Below are 361 nucleotides of genomic sequence, written 5' to 3'. Positions count from 1 at the left end.
ATATACGCACAGCCCTTCCCCTTTGTTGGCAGAACCAGCATAGTTCCCCTGTGGGCAAAGGCAGTTACAAAGTGTAAGGAATTATATGGCTAGAGTTTAGGCAGTAGGATGGCAAGCCAGCTCACTACTATGATCAGCAGAGTAAAAAAGACCGCGGCTGAGCCTAAGTCTTTCGCTTGCTTGGAGAGAGGATGACACTCGGTACTGATTCTATCTATGGCCGCTTCAATAGCACTATTCAGGCATTCCACCATCAGTAACAATAGCAGTGGACCAATCAGCAGAATAAGCTCCACCGGGGAGTCGGCCAGCCAAATCGCCACTGGCAACAGCAGCACACACAGTAGCAACTCCTGACGAA

Annotated in this window: 1 protein-coding gene; it reads right to left on the bottom strand. The window is 49.6% G+C overall.

Going from position 1 to position 361, the window contains the following annotated elements:
* Positions 1-89: 89 nt before the first annotated feature.
* On the bottom strand, positions 90-361 hold a 272-nt coding region (locus J0A66_RS22105; RefSeq protein WP_206575992.1), incomplete at its 5' end, for a diacylglycerol kinase.

It is taken from the genome of Bowmanella dokdonensis, assembly GCF_017254865.1.
Classification (GTDB): domain Bacteria; phylum Pseudomonadota; class Gammaproteobacteria; order Enterobacterales; family Alteromonadaceae; genus Bowmanella; species Bowmanella dokdonensis.
The sequence above is the reverse complement of the archived record's forward strand: the minus strand, read 5'-3'. Positions and strand labels throughout refer to the sequence as shown.